Raw genomic sequence first — 17,041 nt, forward strand, 5'->3', positions numbered from 1 at the left:
ATAATATAGAGCCCCTAATCCAAGAGCATCTAAGTCCCGAGCAAACGAAATACCCAAACTTATTAAGCCTGAAAGCATTATCAAAAATATATTTCTTACATGAATACCAATCATAATTATCACTCCCTGACTGTAACGTTAATACCAAGACTTCTAAAATAATCAACTAAATAATCTAGATATGTATTTACGCTATGTCCTCTCATTCCACCTTCATACGAAGGCCTTAAGTGGTAACTGTAAACATCTATTCCATCTATGTTAGCCAAATTTGAATTCCCGACGATCTTTTAAGTTTACAACTTAAAAGGCATAGATTAGGAAGTCTCCAGACTTCCATCACTTACGTAGTTATGAATTTTGAAAGGCACTCGCTAAATCTATAGAATTTAGCTCTTAATGCAAGTCATAGACTTGCGATACTGCTAGTTTTGAGTCACAGACTTAAAACATATTTGGGGGATAAGAAAGTGCAGAAGGCTTACAAAAAGAAATAATTCTCGAATTTCTAAGCCTAACTAATAAGTTATAGTTAATACCTATCAAGCATAACTCGTCCAATTCATTTATTTGAATTTGAGTTTACCAGCTGAGGGAGATTCAGGGCTTCAATACAGAAAAACTAAATTATTCCCTTCGACAAAAACTTTGCCAATATTTTGCTTGAATTTTTCATCATAAACAATTCGGAAATCATCTTTTATATCCAATACAACTATTCGTGTATATCGTGGTAATACAAAGTATTTAATCCCCCCCCCAGTCAAATGAATCTAGACCAGTTGTAAATACAAAGAAGTCCCCATCTTCAAAATTAGGAAAAATCGGATAAGGACTATTGAGTAAAGTCTTCTTGTTCTTAACTAACCTATTTTCCCAAGAGTCAAAATTAGTATCTACTAATTCAAGACCGAGAGAATCTAAGCTATTATGCACTCTCTCAAGTCCTTGAATTTGTAACCCTATACTCTCTCCATATTCGGGCTTTACTTCCGTTGTTTCAAACTCAACGTAATTTGGTTTTAACATGTAAATAAGAAAAACAGGCATTATAGCTATAACTATAACGCCTATTAAGATTCTTGGCCTATTCTTTTTCATCTTTATCATCATTTAATAATCCAATGATCTTTTAAGTTTGCAACTTAAAAGGCATAGATTAGGAAGTCTCCAGACTTCCATCACTTACGTAGTTATATTTTTTGAAAGGCACTCGGTAAATCTATAGAACTTAACTCTTAATGCAAGTCATAGACTTAAAACATCAATTAGGGGCAGTTATGAGTTGGGAATGCCGAATGGCAAAATCAATTACAATACATCCGCTAATACTTAATCTCTATTAGCTCAGTTGAGTGCAAGCTTTGGCTTTTGAATGAAGCGTTGAGTTTTTATATCCTGAATCTTGTAATGAATGTTGTAATCAACTCCTTTACTATTCGCCACTACCATATCAGCTTGTAGCTGTTTGATCAATACGCTCACCAGGCGAAGACCAAGTGTTTTAGGTTTTTTAAAATCATAATTCACGGGCAAGCCTACTCCATGATCTACCACCTGTAAGAGGATGTGCCCATCTTGTTGCTTTAGAGAAATACCAATAGCTCCTTTTCCGTCCTTTAGTCCATGCTTAAAAGCATTGGTGAGCAACTCATTTAACAATAGCCCTGTTGGAATTGCTTGGCGGATACCTAGTACTACCTCTTCCACTTCAATATTTAACTCTAACTCACTTGGATTGATCTGATATTTCTTAATCAAACTATCCGTAAGCGTTTTTATATAGTCATTAATTTTAATGCTCGAAAAATTCTCGTTATGGTATAGCTGCTCATGAATCAGAGCCATAGATCGAATTCGAGATAACGTATTTTGGTAATGGAGGTCTAATTCTGGATGCTCGAGTGCATTATGTTGAAGCTGAATTAATGTACTTACAAGAGCTAGGTTGTTTTTAACGCGATCATGGATTTCACTTAACAGATGCGTTTTTTCTACAAGCTGATCCTTAATTACCTTATCAGAAAGCTTTCGTTCTGTAATGTCGTGTACAATTCCGTACACACCCTGCATCACTCCATCAATTATAATAGGCACGGTAGTTACTTCTACAAAGACCTCATTGTGGTTATGGTGCAACACCACCGTTTCATAAGTTTGTGGCTCTCCCTTTACAGTAAGTTCGAAATAGGTCAATACTTTATCTAATTCCGACTTCTTAATGAACTGTGCCACATTTGCTCGTTTTATGACCTCTAATGAATAACCAAGTGTTTTCTCTAGGGCAGCATTGGCATCCATAATTTTACCTTCCATAGATACAGAGAAAACCGCATTTGGGTTGTGATCGAACAGGGATCTAAACTGTTGCTCACTAAATTCAATCTCTCGTTTCCATTTCCCTAAACTACTCATGAATCGGAATAATAGTGCTCCGCCAGTAACAATAAGAATAACTGCAAGCGTTACAGTAACCACATAAATGATAAAATTCAGAAACTGAGTACCTGAGGCTAGCGACCTAGATAACCGAAATTGCATTCCTGTAAGTTCTGCATCTAATGAAACCGCCTGCTTGATCATATCTTCAATTTCAGCTTCAGATGGGCTCCCATGCAAAAACATACTATCTGCAGTTGCTGAAATGAGCTCAAGGTCTTTGATCAACCGATCTGAAGTATCCCAGATTGCTATCGACTCTTTGAAATCCGGGAAATCATGAAAATTCTCGAAAGTGGTAATCATACGATCCACATCAAAAGGAATGGTGTATGTTTCTAAAAACATAGTACGAACCGTGTCTCTATCAGTGTCGTCTTTTAAAAGCTCATGCCGAATATGTTCTGCTTTTTTTATGACCTGTAATGAACTATCGAACTTAGTTTTATACTGCTCATCTTTAGTTTTGAGGTAGTTCACTAGTTGAAAAGCAGCTTCTTTACGAGCACTGGTCCATACTGTTTGAAAGGAAGCAAAGCCTCTCAGCGCCGATAATGAGTTAGTAGTAACTACGATGGAGGCAAGCATAAAAATCCCAAGAACCACAAAAACGACGAGAATACTCATCATCCTTTTGTCCACATTTAGCCGCTTAAATGAATTCCCCGGCTTCTTTATTTCCCTATTTCGAACCATAATGTCGTAACCCTAACCCAATAGATCATTGCCTAAGTCGAGAGAATAACACTTTATTGGCGATTATCAATGGACTTAAAACATTATAATTCCTTTAAGTTACTGCATTGTAGCTACTTAACAGCGTTATCATTACAACCATCCCAATCTTAATGCATTGATTTTAACCAATCTACCTTACTAAAATCGCAATCATTAGAGAGATGTTTATCAAAATGTAAAAAAGTCACAAAAGGCCATTCCATAGTCTTATTGCTAAAAATTAAATCCTCGCTTCCCAATCTATTTCTTCTCGAACAACTCTAACAAAAGGATACATTTTCATTATTAGAATGCATTTTGTTAATTAAGTTTGATTAAATTCGATTTTTAATGTTTCCAATTTTCTTTATCATCGTTTCACCTTATCATGTGGTCTTGGTGGTTAGAAAAATAATTCTATTATGGACAGAAAGCAGAAAACCGTAATGATTGTTGAGGATGACTTAATCCTTAACCTACTTTACGAGAGTTACTTAGAGAAATTGGGGTATGGAGCAGAAGGCGAACTAGTGTATGGTAAAACAGCAATAGAAGTCGCCAAACGAATCAATCCTGATCTTATATTAATGGATATCTCACTGGAAGGCGATATGGATGGTATTTCTGCTATGTTAGAAATCCGCAAATTCTCAGATGTACCGGTAATCTACATTACGGGTAACTCAGATCCGTACCATGTTGAGCGCGCCAAAGAAACCAATTACCTTGATTATTTAGTAAAGCCGATTGAATTCGATGTACTAAGGAAGTCCATCGAAAAAAACTTCGAGAAACTATCCAAATAAGCTCTCCCTTCCTTTCAATAAGTGTCACCATTTGTTCACTTATTTTTACTTAAATCGAATTGATGAGATTAAGGATTCTTATATTTTACTATGATGAGAATTCTTAAAACGAAAAACACTTTAGCACGAAATCGATTTCTTCGCTGGTTGCTCTTAATGGTAGGATTAGGCGCCATTATTGCACTTACAGGAATGAATGTATTTAGCCTCTACGATATTCGTAATCGTGTAACGGAAAGCGAAAATGAAAGGCAGCTCAAAAAATCCGAAGACATAACGCTGATTGTCCGTGATGAAATTTATACACCGTTTAATAAGCTTTTAAATATTAATGATGATCTAGAAGCTACTCTTGAGCAAGGCAATCGCTCTCCGGAAACACTTATTAGCATTCTAGCCGATTTATCCAACAATCCATATATCAACTCGATTTATTACACCCCAGTTGATAAGGACCCATGCATTAGTGATGAGAGCATCTTTTACTACAATAAAGAACGTAGACGCATCCAACCTACCAATAATTACAGCACTTTATTATGTGATGGCGTTGGGCTAATTCGATCTACCACGCGTATTCAAGTAAACAACTTTGATTTACGTTGGAGAGCGATGATTGAGTTTGACGCACACCGAAGTATGAACATCGGGTTAATCAACTTAGCTGAAAACCGTGTGGTTGGTTATTTCACCTTCATCTTAAACCAAGACATGATAGTGGAGAGCTTAATTGCTCCACTCATTAAGAATTACTTTGAGCCCAGTAATACAAGTGGCACGGTTGTTTGGCTTCATGATCATAAAAGAGATATCGTACTTGCTAGTAGCGACCCTTCGGTTCCTTTTGATGTAGACCTAATTGATCAACGCGTTCGATTTCCACGATTTTTTGGTGACTGGAATATTAAAATAGCCTTCATTAACCCTCCGATTTCTTCCGCATATCAAGAAACATTCTTGAAAAATATCATTGTGTTAGGAACTGCAGTTCTCTTTTTGATGGGATCATTGTTATTCATGTTTTATACGGCTCAAAAAGAACGCGCCTTATCCCAAAGGCAGGCGGGTTTCCTAGCTAATGTAACCCATGAATTAAAAACTCCACTAGCTGTAATGCAGGCCGCTGGAGAGAATATTGCAGATGGTAGAGTAACAGAACCTAAGCGCCTAAAAAGGTATGGATCGCATATTTATGATGAATCTGTTCGACTTCGAAAAATGATCGAAAAACTTCTTGATGTGGCTAAGTACGATGCTGGGCAGAATGCCATGAACTTAGTGCCCCATAACATGAAGCAATTGGTTGAAAAGTATTTAAATGAGAATAGAGAATATATCGAGGAAGCTGGGTTTGAAATTGAATACCGACACGAGTCTAATGTAGACTATTCAGTGCTTGTAGACAGCGATAGCATCGAGACAGTTTTAAGCAATTTAACTGAGAATGCAATTAAGTATAGCAACAACGAAAAAGTGATTCTTTATAGAATCTTTGCGGATACAACTCACATCATTATTGAGATCGAGGATCATGGAGTTGGGATACAGAAAAAAGAGCTTAAGAATATTTTTAAGAAATTTTACCGAGTTGAAGAAACCTTAGTGGCTAAAACAAAAGGCCATGGTTTAGGACTTAGCATCGTAAAAAGCCTCATAGAATTAAATAAAGGGCGTATTTCGGTATCAAGTGAATATGGAAAGGGTACTATTTTCAAGATTGCATTTCCCAAGATAAAAGACTGAGAAATTGTAAAATGCTTGGAAAAAATGGTATAATCAGCGTCATAAATTTTAAGGACAGCATTTCATGAGTGATAAGAAAAATAAAATCCTAGTTGTTGAAGATGAGCCTAGCTTAATTTTCACACTTCAGGATACCCTAGAAAGTGAAGGGTTTGAAGTTATAGTTAGTGAAGAAGGTGAAGGCGCTGTGGATCTTGTGAAAGAACACCGCCCAGACCTCATGATTCTCGACATCATGCTACCAGGTAAAAGCGGCTATGATATCTGTAAAGAGATCAGAGAGCTAAAGTTTACTTTCCCCATCATCATGTTAACCGCCAAAGACCAGGAAACAGACAAGGTAAAAGGTCTTGAATTAGGTGCGGATGACTATCTTACAAAGCCGTTTGGTGTGAAGGAACTACTAGCCCGAATTAAGGCTCGTTTACGACGTTCTGGTACTTATTCTAACACAGATGTAGTAGACATCTTGAAGTTAGGGGAAGTAAAAATTGATTTATCTGAAAACGAAGCATATCACCCAGGCGACAAAGTTGTTGAACTGACTGCTCGTGAAGTTGAGCTGATTCGATACTTACTTTCGAATGCCAACAGTCCTGTATCGCGTGATGAGCTCCTCGAAAAAGTATGGCGCTATGAATATAGCACGAATACGAGAACCGTTGATGTACACATTTCAAAGCTTCGTGCTAAAATTGAAGTACACCCCGACGATCCTCGCTATCTCATTACCCTGCATGGCGTTGGGTATATGCTCAAAACCAGCTAAGATTCTGTATTAGCTGCTACAAATTTGATAAACTCTGATACTTGCGACTCAAGTAAATTTTGCTTGAAATCATCCTTGAGTCCAGTATCAGGATCAAACTCTTTGCTCACCCTAGGTATAAAAACGCGTTCAGGAAATTGAAGCGCATTTCTATAGTTTGCTACCATCTGAAATTGCTCAACAGCTCGCAATGCACCGAAGGCTCCGGATGCTTCACCGATAAAAGCCATAGGCATTTTTTGAAAGGCTTCAGGAAAAGGCAGATAATCGATAAATAGTTTTAAAATCCCCGGAAAGCTTCCATTATATTCTGGAATAACAAACACTAAACCATCTGCATTAAGCACAGGTTCTCTAAAAGATTTAATGCGATCACTTTCCTTGCCGTACTTCCCGCCAACGGCATCCATTAAAGGGAAGTCTTCCAATGAAACAACTCCAGCGTTCACTCCTTCATTGGTATATAATTTGGACACATATTTTGAAATTCGTAAAGCCCAAGAACTAGGCCTATCCGTCGCACTGATGATCTTTAAATTCATTCTTTCTTTTTAAATACACGGAACATTTCCTACCGAAAATAATTCCTATTTCGCATTGTATAATAAAATTTACATTGTACTACCAATTTAAGCCTTAATTATCGATTATAAAGCCGATAATAGTTTAGGTTTTATACAACTAGTAGTAGAGAGTTTTAAGATAGCTAAAGTAGTGTACAAGTGATGACACATCTTTTCATAAAAGATCCGAGGGTAGTGTCGTTCATAGGAATTGTTGCGATTATTGGATACATATCTGATACCGTCTTTTTTTACATGAGCGATGGCACGGTCTATTTAAATTACTTTACTACAAGTCTCACAATAATTTCACTTTTATATTTTTGGATCAAAAAACCAAGCATTGAAGTAGCTCTTTCTTCTTTCATCATCATATTGATGGTCAATTTGATGGTAGCTCCTTACTTAGAGCTTACCCACACAAATTTTGCAGCCTTTTATATGAGGAATTCACTCATATTTTGGGTGATTTTACCAATTCTCGGCCTCATTATTAGCAAGCCTGTATTTGCAACCTGTTTAATATTTTACCTGATTCAATTTACTTCAGTAATATTTTTATCAAATGATCCTTTTTTAAGAGAGAGTGCAATCACGTTAATCTGTGTATTTACAGGGTATGTATATGTAATATTTTTTCTTTTAAAAACCCTAGACCAGAGTTACGAAGCTCGCGATTCACTTATCACTGAACTCAAGAAGAATAACCAGCTCCTTAACCAGCAGAGTGATGAACTCTCCGCTTTAGTATCAACTAAAGACAAATTATTCTCAATCATTGCGCACGATTTACAATCACCATTTATGGGTATTTCAGGCTTAAGCGAAATGATAAAAACAGCTGCTAAACGACGAGAACTCGATCAAGTTGAAGAATACTCTTCACTTATTTCTCAAACCACAACTCGTACAAGTAACCTATTATCAAACCTTTTAGAATGGGCTACCACGCAATCGGGCAAATTAGAAATCAACGTTAGTGTATTAGATTTAGATCGATACGTTAATGAATCGATAGATTTGCTTAGTGAACATAAAAAGAGCAAAGAGATTCATATTCGGAAAAAGAATACTAACATTCAGATACAAGCAGATGCCAAAGGACTGCTTACCATATTACGCAACCTAATATCTAACGCGTTAAAGTTTACCCCAGCAGGCGGATTAATTGTTATAGAAGGCCACAATCATGAACATGAAGTGGTGGTAAGTGTCTCAGATACAGGCGTTGGTATAAAACCTGCTCAAAAAGAGCTTCTCTTTTCCAACGATAATTTCCAAAGTACCCGAGGAACTAATGAAGAGCAGGGAACAGGAATTGGACTTGGCTTATGTCATGAACTTGTGCAGTTACATAACGGTAAAATATGGGTAGAAAGTGAAGTTGGGAAAGGATCTACCTTCTATATTTCTCTTCCTAAAGTATATCATTCTCCAGATTAATCGCCGTTTAGGTACTTCTTTTCTTTAGCTCGTTGAGCCTTTTTATAAGTAGACCTTCCCTCCCCTCTACCCCTGCTTCATAAAATTTCTTATGATCTATTTTATGTGGAAGGTATTTCTGCTCCACCCAATTTCCCGGATAAGCGTGTGGATACTTATAGTCTTTAGAAGCATTTTCAACGCCTAAATATCGTGCCGATACTTTGTTTGCTGTTTTATCCTTTAGATAGGCCGGCACTTCCTGAACTCCATAATTCTCTATTTCAGAACGAGCTTCGAATATTGCTTTTGTGCTATTACTCTTCGGACAAAGTGCTAGATATATACAGGCATGAGATAAAAAATACATCCCTTCAGGCATACCCGTTTTTAAGAATGCTTCATGGCATGAATTCACGATTGATAATGCATTTGGTTCGCCAATACCCACATCTTCACTAGCAAAAATTAGGAGGCGTCTGAATATAAAATTAGGATCATCTCCCCCATTTAACATCGCATTCATCCAATATAATGCAGCGTCTGGGTCTGACCCTCGCATCGACTTTATAAAAGCAGATGCATAGTGATAATGTTCATCACCTGTTCGGTCATATCTCACATTTCGCCTTTGAATACTTTCCTTTGCAATGCTAAGTGTAATATTAATGTTATCATCTTCGGATTTCTTGGTAGATAATACCGCTACTTCTAAAGCATTTAGTGCATTTCTTACATCCCCACCCGCATATTCAGCTAAATGATCAAGTGCTTCTTTCTCCACCTTTATATCAACGCTTCCAAGTCCTTTTTCTTCATCCTCTAAGGCTCGTACTAGCATCCTTCGAACTTCCCCCTGGTTAAGTGGATGTAGTTCGAATAATTGGCATCTAGAAAGCAATGGATTTACCAGAGAGTAAAATGGGTTCTCAGTAGTTGCTCCCACTAAAGTAATGATGCCTGATTCAAGATGAGGTAATAAAGCATCTTGTTGAGCCTTGTTCCATCGATGAATTTCATCCACAAAAAGAATAGTCTTCCGGCCATTCAATTTTTTCAGTTTCTCCGCTTTTTCTACAACCGATCTCAGCTCTTTAATACCATCAAGCACGGCATTGATTACCTGAAAACTAGCCTTAATCTCTTTTGAGATAACATTCGCAAGTGTAGTCTTTCCTGAACTAGGTGGGCCATAAAAAATTAATGATCCGATCACCCCACTTTCAATCATTCTACGAAGCATCTTCCCTTCACCAACTAAATGCTCTTGGCCTGCAAACTCACTCAAGGACTGTGGACGCATTCGGGTTGCTAACGGTTCACTAGAATCTGTTTGAGACATTGAAGGTTGATCGGAGGAAGTATCAGAAGGGTTGGTGTTAAATAAGTCCATATCATAATTGTAATTACATGTACAATATATGTTTATAATAAACCCTTAGCAAAGTTATAACAGCGCTTTTTGATTGCCATAGGTGGATAGGTATTCGTCTAGTTTCACTTTCTTTCGAGTACTCTCGCTCGTCATATATCTTAGTTTCCCAAATATTGGCCGCTCTTGCCAAGCTCTATCAAACCTACCAAAACACCAAAATATACCCGAGTAGCTGTTTGGGTCTCGCCCATCTAATGCATATTTGTTATTAAGCTCTATTAGATATGCTAAGGCTGTTCGATGATCTGGAGTCCATTCAATAACTTTCTTACCCCAGAGCATTCGCAGGTAATTATGGATTATGCCCTCTTCTCGAAGCTGATTTTGAGCTGCATTCCAGATTTCATCATGTGTTTTAGACTGCTCTAACTCCTCAAAGCTATACACATATTCACGTTCGTCGTTTTTATGTTCTTCCATTGTTTTGAGTGCCCAATCTGGAAGGGAATCAAACTCATCATAGTTCTCTGTATGATGTGCATAATGAAAACCCACTTCACGCCAAGTAATCACTTCATCCAAAAACGATTGGATGCTGTCGTCACCATTAAAAAAGCCTGTATTTTTTCCACCGTTCGGTGTTAACTGATCTAAGTCCCAACCCTCTGGTTGATGTTCTAATACCGCCCGAACAATTTCATATTCACTTATCTTTCCATAGTGCAACCAAGGACTTAACCCACTTGCCTTCTTTTTGTCAGGGTGATTCCTTTCTTCATAATCTGACAATGCATGCCCTATAAATTGACCTAATTTCCCCAGTGCCGCTGCCCTAGTCCCTATTACATCGGTAGCAGGAACACTATGATCAATATCAAGAGATTCTACAGCACTAGGGATATCCTCCAACATGCTATCGGCGGCTGGATACTTTTCTAAGAACTCCTTGGGCAATGAATATTCTTTCTCCACTAAGTCATCCAAAGGATTATTCTTAGGTGGGTTAGTGAACCCTTCTTTAAAATGTTTCTGCATAGTCTTTCGAAAAAGGTAGGCCGAATAAGGTGCTTTATCTGTTACACCTATGGGGATAATCCCATTTGAATCTATGGTGATGTAAGGCACATTTATTTTATCAGCTACTCGCTCATTATGTTGCCTAACCACAAAAACAGGGTATTCATCAGAAACGACAGCTGATGCCTTTTCAGCAAGCTCATAGAAAAGCCCTTTACCCGCATCTTTTTTAGGCTCCACAAAACTGTAGTATGGGATGTTATGCTCTTTGGCATAATCTAGATTTTCCTTCATCCCTTCCATAATAAAAGTATGGAAACGATCGCTACTCCAGGGGTAATCAATTGATAGGCCTTCATAGATTAATAACGACTTTCCGTGCTTATTAGCTAAAGCAACGGCATATTCAAGGGCATAGTTATATCGAAACCGTCTGTTTATTTGCATCCAATACAGTACATAATCACCATCATTATTAGGGTCATGATCGTTTCGGACAAACTTCCTGTAGCTATTTATATTCTTCATTCTCAGTCTATTAAATTCTTAGTAATCTAACTAAATACTATGCATTCGCATTCCAAAATTGTGCAGTATAAATATCATTTTAATCGTGAATTATAGAATTCTATAAAACTTAGTATTGAACTTTCTATCCCCCCTTCGAATTAGTATTATCTTGATATATAATACGGATGGCAATGGCACAAAAAGTTAGCTTTAATAATAAAATTGATCGCGAGTTCAGCAAAGCGGTTAAGAACAGAGTACAACAATATTTTGATGAACAAGGCATTTCGAAGCATGCCAATGTTCAGATGGTATTAAAAACACTCATCATATTAACAGTATATGTAGGTGCCTATTTAGGAATATTATTTGGGGGACTGCCACTATCTACAATGTGGGTACTTTGCCTAGTAATGGGTATTGGCATGGCAGGTATTGGTTTCTCAATATCTCATGATGCGCTGCATGGCTCATACTCTTCCAATAATAAAGTAAACACGCTCATTGGGCTCACCTTCGACCTTGCTGGAGCTAATGGTTACATCTGGAAGATAACCCATAATATCATTCATCATACTTACACAAATATTCACGGGCATGATGAAGATTTAGAAGTAGCTGAGTTTATTCGGTTATCACCGCACTCTGAATACAAGCCAATTCATCGGCTTCAACATATTTTAGCCTTCCCCGCTTATAGCTTTGCTACCTTATTTTGGGTTTTTGTGAAAGACTATTGGTACTTCTTCAAACCGGAATTAGGACCTTACGAAAACAAGAAGCATCCTTTAAAGGAATGGGTGATACTAATTGTTACTAAAGCTCTGTATTACACTTACACCCTAGTATTGCCATACTTACTCCTGGATATAACTTGGTATCAGCTCGCCATCGGTTTTGTAAGCCTTCACCTTACTGCAGGACTTATACTAGGTATCATCTTTCAATTAGCTCATGTAGTGGAAGAAACCACACACCCTATTCCCAATGAGCAAAACATGATTGAGAATCATTGGGTGATACACGAAATGTTGACTACCAATAATTTTGCTAGAGAAAACAAGGTATTATCTTGGTACATCGGTGGGTTGAATTACCAAATTGAACACCACTTATTTCCAAAAGTGTGTAGCATACATTATCCAAAAATTAGTCCTATTGTTGAAGAAACAGCCAAAGAATTCGGCATTCCTTATAACTGCCATGATACTTTTACTGAAGCTGTTCAATCTCATTATAAGACATTAAAAAAATTCGGAGACCCAAACTTTACTTGGTCTCCCTCGCTCGCCTAAGATAGCTCGTAACAAATAATTACATCCTACTATTGACTTAGTATTTAATACTATTATATTAGTAGGAACTAAATTATGTAATTATGAGAAAATCACTTACCCCTCTTGGCGAAACTGAAATGGAAGTATTACATCATGTATGGGAGCTTGGTGAAGCGACCGTTGCTGATGTTCAAAAACGTATCCTGGCTAAACGAAAAGTGGCATACACCACCGTAATGACGGTAATGAAAAACCTCAACGACAAAGGGTATCTAAAATTCAGAAAGCAGGGTGTAACGTACATTTACTCAGCAGCTATCAAACCAGAGAATGTTCGGCTAAATTTAGTGGATCAACTGGTGAAGAAGGTATTTAAAGGCTCTGCATCTGCTCTTGTTCAGACATTGGTTAAAGCTGAAAATTTAGAAGACGCAGATATAAAGGAACTCAAAGACCTTATTTCTAAAATGGAGGATGAATCATGAGTAGCCTGTTTGATTTCTTTCAACTGTTTGGTGCTTTCGTTTTCGACACCATTTGGTTCCCCGTATTAGTTTGGTCGGCCATAGCAGCCATTACTTTTCTCGTGCTAAAGCGTCTGCCAAATTTAGACCCTTTGTATCATTACCACATTCGTGTTGCAACGTTATTTGCTTTGCCAACGGGTTTAATGGCTACTTATCTATTGAATTACATACAGCCAGCCAATCAACTGAAAGAGGCCTTTAGTCCGATAATTATCATATTTAATAATCCTATTGGCACCCCCTCTGAATCCAGTATATCTGAGCTCGTATCCAATCAAACAAACTGGATGGAACCCAACTTTTTAATTGGATTTGTAACCTTTGTATTTGTTGTTATATCCATTCTTTCATTGATAAAGCTGATGTTCAATTATACTCAGCTTCATCAGCTACAAAGTAGCTTGCAAAAACAGGAATTAGAGGGCGATGAACTATCATTACAGGCTTCGAAAAAGAAAATATCTGTAGCTTACCACCCTCAAAATTTAAGTCCCTTTACATTTGGTTGGAGAGCTCCTCTCATCGTACTCCCTGAAAGCCTTAAACAAAATGATGATAAAATTCAGATGGCTGTTCAGCACGAGTTGATCCACATTAAACGTGGAGATTACTTACTTAATCTCGCCCTTTCAGTTATTCAATCACTGTTTTGGTTCCACCCTCTGGTTCGTTTTGGTAATACTGAAATTGAAACGTACAGAGAAGTTTCATGTGATATAGAAGTGCTTCGAACTACAGATGTGAACCCAAAAAATTACGCTCAACTACTTTTAGAATTAATAACGATAAATCGAGGTCATGAATCACTCATTATGAACATGGCTTTAAATAACTCAACAATAAAAAAACGCATCGAAACAATGAAACAACATAACATTCATAAATCGTCGTTTAAGCATGGGCTGTCGCTCTTACTTATTATGACATTAGCTATAGTAGCACCTATTGCCTGTACCGACATGCGCAATAGCGACCAATTAGCCCCTGAAGAACTAAACGCCATTAACTTGAACATCGACCATCCCACCATTTTTGTGAATGGAAATGAAGTAGCTACTTCAGAAAATTTGGTAAACGATAAAATTGAAGTAAACGCATTAAGTGGGATGGGCTTTAATATGGGTGGTTTTGGAACGCTTATACTTTCCACTCAACCTTTTGAAGGAGGAAAGGAAGCGGGAAGAATTCAAGACGAAACCATCAATCTTAGTTTGAAAGGACTCTCGATTGAAATTCAAAATAAAGCTAGCAAAATCTCTGATGTACCAATGAAAGTTTGGGCTAAGCTTTATGCAAAATCAGATCAGAACGTTCGTTTCATGACTATTGCCTATACCGATTTACAAGATGGATCCTTTGAATCGAAATATGGCTTAAAGGAAATCAGCGATATTAAAGAAAAGCCTACCGATGAAGAGGTTTTCATTATAGTTGAAAGCATGCCTGAACTTATTGGTGGAATGACAGGTCTCCAAAGCAAAGTAAACTATCCACAAGAAGCGATTGATCAGGGCATTGAAGGTAGAGTTACGGTTCAGTTCGTAGTTTCAAAAGAAGGGGACGTTATCGACCCTAAAGTAGTTCGTGGAATTGGAGCTGGTTGTGATGAGGAAGCTTTGCGAGTGGTAAGTGAAGCTAAGTTCAAACCTGGTGAGCAGCGCGGCAGAAAAGTAGCCCTTCAGATGTCGCTACCAATTTTATTTAAACTAACTGATTCTGAGTTCTAAAAGACTCATAATACATCTATTACATAGTAGCATATATATAGGTGAAGAGGAGCTTAGGCTCCTCTTTTTTTTATTTATATTATTTTGAAACCTTACCGGAAAGCCTTCGTACCAAGAGCCGATTGCAATTAATTTTTATATGATATGCCTGCTAAATTAAGAAAGTCTAGAAAAGATAAAATGCTTGCTGGTGTTTGTGCTGGTATAGCTGAATACTTAGGATGGGATCCAACCATTGTTCGTATTTTATTCGTGATATTCGCTTTCAGTTATGGAATGGCCATCCTTGCTTACTTTATCTTGGCTATTGTAATGCCCGACTAATTACACTCTTTTTTAAACCCTATTAGCTCACATATACTTATGCTGAGCTTTTCTTGTTTAATACACCTTCTCTTAGCATCTTAGGCCAACAAATTTTTAAGCATATGAAAGTTGGTTTAGTTGGTGACGCAACACGCACAGTAGCATGGGAAAAGCATTTACGTCCACATGCCATTGTGAGTGAGGTAGATTTAGTATCGAATGTAGAACAGCTTGGAAAGGTTGATGCCTGTTTCATTTTAAATGATACTCCAAACAACTTAGAAGTTGTTCTCAATGCCGTTCAACACGGATATCATACTTTTCTAATTGCAAAGCAGCCCACACAAGGGGAAATGATTGAACGCATCCATCGGGCCTCAAAAGAAGCCGGAGTTAAAGTTCAGTTTTCGCATTGGCCTACACTCGCGCCAGCCACTCAATGGATGATGAACTCAATGCATCGTCCATCCTTACTTATAAGTACCAAGCATATCAATCGAAATACTATGATTGATGCCTTATCAGAGTTTAGAAACGCATGGGTTGACGAACTCGGATTAGCTCTAAAATGGATAAATAGTGGCATTCATCATATTGAAGCGAAACAACAGTATTTAGACGACACTAACCCTGTAGCTATCATTCTTTCACTTCGATTCGATAATGGGTCATCGGCTAACATTTCTATTTATGCGGCCTCTGATGAAAACCAGCATCAACGAATTGTTTGCTCAAAAACGGAAGTCTTAGACTGTAATGTATCCAAACAGCAAATTCGAATTGGAAGGCTTAACGATGGAAGCCATTTATTTTTTGGAAAGCAAGAATTTGACCCTTCCAAAGCAGCTGAAAAAGCCGCTCTCCTCTTCTTGAAAGCGGTTCAACTGAATACAGAAACAGCCTATTCAAGCTATGATGCCCTGCAACTATCTCAGCTAGTGGAGAAAGTAGAACAGCGCTTAAAAATGTTCTAAAGCGAGCCGTTATTTTTTAGGGCGCATTGCTTTAAATGCTGCTTTTAACTTTTTGCGCGACATCAAATCGTTTATAAAATTGAATTGACCTGCTTGCAATCGTTCACCGCCATCAATTACCACACTTTCACCGGTAATGAATGGAGCTAAATCTGACATCAAGAAGGTAGCTAAATTCGCCAGCTCTTCATGTTCACCATAGCGTTTCATCGGTATCTTATTGATGAACTTTTTTTCAAATATTTTGGAAGGCACTAATCTCGACCAAGCCCCTTTTGTTGGGAATGGACCTGGCGCAATGGCATTTACACGTATTCCGTATTCTGCCCACTCAAAGGCCAAAGATCGAGTCATGGCTAATACTCCCGCTTTACTACACGCCGATGGTAGAACAAATGCGCACCCTGTACTTTCAGCATAGGTGGTAACGATGTTCAGAATATTTCCTTCTCTTTCATTGTCGATTAGGTAGTTACCAAAAGCATGTGTACAGTTAAAGCTTCCATGCAGAACTATATCCACCACCGCTTTAAAGCCGCCCGGGGTTAGGTCTTCCGAAGCGGACAAGAAGTTACCCGCTGCATTATTCACTAGCCCTTCTAAGCTTCCAAAATCAGCCACGACCGCTTCAATCATTTTACTTACGGCATCATGATCTCTTACATCACAAATATAGTAGCCTACTTTCGAGTCTTCACGTTCGTTCTCTATCTCTTTAGTAGCTTTGATAAGTTTCTCTTCTGTACGTCCACAGATAGCTACATTAGCCCCAGAACGACAAAACCCTTTAGCCATGGCAAGGCCTAATCCACTTCCACCGCCTGTAATTAAAATGGTATTATTTGCTAGAGTAGATTCACTAAACATAG

Annotated in this window: 15 protein-coding genes; 9 read left to right on the forward strand and 6 right to left on the reverse strand. The window is 37.8% G+C overall.

Translation table 11 applies throughout. From position 1 onward, the window contains the following. Positions 1-747 precede the first annotated feature (747 nt). Together B155_RS0109200 and B155_RS0109205 are read right to left on the reverse strand one after the other, a co-directional pair. Complete coding sequence (locus tag B155_RS0109200) at positions 748-1,113, reverse strand: hypothetical protein (RefSeq protein WP_018127978.1); 366 nt, start codon at positions 1,111-1,113, stop codon at positions 748-750. Between the two features lie 234 nt (positions 1,114-1,347). After that, entirely contained in the window at positions 1,348-3,069 is a 1,722-nt protein-coding gene (locus tag B155_RS0109205) for a sensor histidine kinase (RefSeq protein ID WP_026167297.1), read from the reverse strand. A 509-nt stretch (positions 3,070-3,578) separates the two neighbouring features. Between B155_RS0109205 and B155_RS0109210 the strand changes: the two genes are divergently transcribed. The 3 genes from B155_RS0109210 (at position 3,579) to B155_RS0109220 (ending at position 6,474) form a co-directional block, all read left to right on the forward strand. Continuing rightward, complete coding sequence (locus B155_RS0109210; protein WP_018127980.1) at positions 3,579-3,962, forward strand: response regulator; 384 nt, start codon at positions 3,579-3,581, stop codon at positions 3,960-3,962. A 90-nt stretch (positions 3,963-4,052) separates the two neighbouring features. Continuing rightward, complete coding sequence (locus B155_RS0109215; protein WP_018127981.1) at positions 4,053-5,705, forward strand: sensor histidine kinase; 1,653 nt, start codon at positions 4,053-4,055, stop codon at positions 5,703-5,705. 64 nt (positions 5,706-5,769) lie between these two features. Beyond that, positions 5,770-6,474: a response regulator transcription factor gene (locus B155_RS0109220; protein ID WP_018127982.1), complete on the forward strand. Its 705-nt coding sequence runs from the start codon at positions 5,770-5,772 to the stop codon at positions 6,472-6,474. Here B155_RS0109220 and B155_RS0109225 read toward each other — a convergent pair. After that, a complete protein-coding gene (locus B155_RS0109225) occupies positions 6,471-7,016 on the reverse strand; it encodes an NADPH-dependent FMN reductase (protein WP_018127983.1) in 546 nt (181 codons plus the stop codon). The genes B155_RS0109220 and B155_RS0109225 overlap by 4 nt on opposite strands. 183 nt (positions 7,017-7,199) lie before the next feature. Here B155_RS0109225 and B155_RS13625 point away from each other — a divergent pair, with 183 nt between their 5' ends. Continuing rightward, positions 7,200-8,480, forward strand: a complete 1,281-nt coding sequence (locus tag B155_RS13625; protein WP_083902129.1) for a sensor histidine kinase — start codon at positions 7,200-7,202, stop codon at positions 8,478-8,480. A 7-nt stretch (positions 8,481-8,487) separates the two neighbouring features. Here B155_RS13625 and B155_RS0109235 read toward each other — a convergent pair whose 3' ends face one another. Both B155_RS0109235 and B155_RS0109240 read right to left on the reverse strand, forming a co-directional pair. Then, complete coding sequence (locus tag B155_RS0109235; protein ID WP_018127985.1) at positions 8,488-9,852, reverse strand: replication-associated recombination protein A; 1,365 nt, start codon at positions 9,850-9,852, stop codon at positions 8,488-8,490. A 54-nt stretch (positions 9,853-9,906) separates the two neighbouring features. Further along, on the reverse strand, positions 9,907-11,379 hold the full coding sequence (locus B155_RS0109240) for a hypothetical protein (RefSeq protein ID WP_018127986.1): 1,473 nt from the start codon (positions 11,377-11,379) through the stop codon (positions 9,907-9,909). Between the two features lie 173 nt (positions 11,380-11,552). Here B155_RS0109240 and B155_RS0109245 point away from each other — a divergent pair, with 173 nt between their 5' ends. The 5 genes from B155_RS0109245 to B155_RS0109265 all read left to right on the forward strand — a co-directional run bounded on the left by B155_RS0109245 (position 11,553) and on the right by B155_RS0109265 (position 16,172). Beyond that, positions 11,553-12,656 carry a fatty acid desaturase family protein gene (locus tag B155_RS0109245; RefSeq protein WP_240386274.1) on the forward strand — a complete coding sequence of 368 codons (1,104 nt, stop codon included), beginning with the start codon at positions 11,553-11,555 and terminating at the stop codon, positions 12,654-12,656. Positions 12,657-12,739: 83 nt separating this feature from the next. Next, the gene (locus B155_RS0109250) at positions 12,740-13,123 is read left to right on the forward strand and encodes a BlaI/MecI/CopY family transcriptional regulator (RefSeq protein WP_018127988.1); all 384 of its coding nucleotides are present in this window, start codon (positions 12,740-12,742) and stop codon (positions 13,121-13,123) included. After that, positions 13,120-14,892 (forward strand): M56 family metallopeptidase, encoded by a 1,773-nt coding sequence (locus B155_RS13830; protein ID WP_018127989.1) that lies wholly within the window; start codon positions 13,120-13,122, stop codon positions 14,890-14,892. Before B155_RS0109250 ends, B155_RS13830 begins: the two co-directional genes overlap by 4 nt. A 144-nt stretch (positions 14,893-15,036) precedes the next feature. Next, a complete protein-coding gene (locus tag B155_RS0109260) occupies positions 15,037-15,216 on the forward strand; it encodes a PspC domain-containing protein (protein WP_018127990.1) in 180 nt (59 codons plus the stop codon). 104 nt (positions 15,217-15,320) lie between these two features. Next, positions 15,321-16,172: a Gfo/Idh/MocA family oxidoreductase gene (locus B155_RS0109265; protein ID WP_018127991.1), complete on the forward strand. Its 852-nt coding sequence runs from the start codon at positions 15,321-15,323 to the stop codon at positions 16,170-16,172. A gap of 9 nt (positions 16,173-16,181) precedes the next feature. On the opposite strand, the gene B155_RS0109270 is transcribed toward B155_RS0109265, so the two are convergent. After that, entirely contained in the window at positions 16,182-17,039 is an 858-nt protein-coding gene (locus B155_RS0109270; protein WP_018127992.1) for an SDR family oxidoreductase, read from the reverse strand. Positions 17,040-17,041: the final 2 nt, after the last annotated feature.

The sequence above is a fragment of the Balneola vulgaris DSM 17893 genome, assembly GCF_000375465.1.
Classification (GTDB): Bacteria; Bacteroidota; Rhodothermia; order Balneolales; family Balneolaceae; genus Balneola; species Balneola vulgaris.